This window comes from Galbibacter kalidii (genome assembly GCF_026241135.1).
Taxonomy (GTDB): domain Bacteria; phylum Bacteroidota; class Bacteroidia; order Flavobacteriales; family Flavobacteriaceae; genus Galbibacter.
Map to the genome: position 1 here is coordinate 1 of NZ_JAPFGA010000084.1, position 615 is coordinate 615.

The 615-nt window shown below is 69.8% G+C and carries 1 protein-coding gene; it reads left to right on the forward strand.

The genetic code is table 11. The features are described from left to right. Positions 1-615, forward strand: a 615-nt coding sequence (locus tag OOZ15_RS19980) for a pyruvate kinase (protein ID WP_265958191.1), incomplete at both ends; no start/stop codon positions are given.

Below are 615 nucleotides of genomic sequence, written 5' to 3' on the forward strand. Positions count from 1 at the left end.
GCTGATCGGCACCCAGAAGCGCATCATCAAGCGCGCCCGCCAGCTCAACCGGGCGGTGATCACCGCCACCCAGATGATGGAGTCGATGATCGAGTCGCCGCTGCCGACCCGGGCCGAGGTGTTCGACGTGGCCAACGCCGTGCTCGACGGCACCGACGCGGTGATGCTCTCCGCCGAGACCGCCGCCGGCGACTTCCCGGTGGAGACCATCGAGGCCATGGACCGGGTCTGCCTGGGGGCCGAGCGCGAGCGGATCGCCCAGGAGTCCGGCCACCGCATCCACGAAGGCTTCACCCAGGTCGACGAGACCATCGCGCTGTCGGCCATGTACGCCGCCAACCACCTCTCGGGGGTGGCCGCCATCGCCTGCATGACCGCCTCCGGCTACACGCCGCTGATCGCCTCGCGCATCCGCTCCGGCCTGCCGATCGTCGGCCTCGGCCACAGCCCCATCGCCCAGCGGGGCATGGCGCTCTATCGCGGCGTGGTCTCGCTGCCCTTCGACACCAGCGAGATGGTGCCCACCGAGGTCAACGACCGGGCGCTGGCGCTGCTGGTGGAAAAAGGCATTGCCGAACCCGGCGATCATGTCATCCTGACCCGGGGCGACCACAT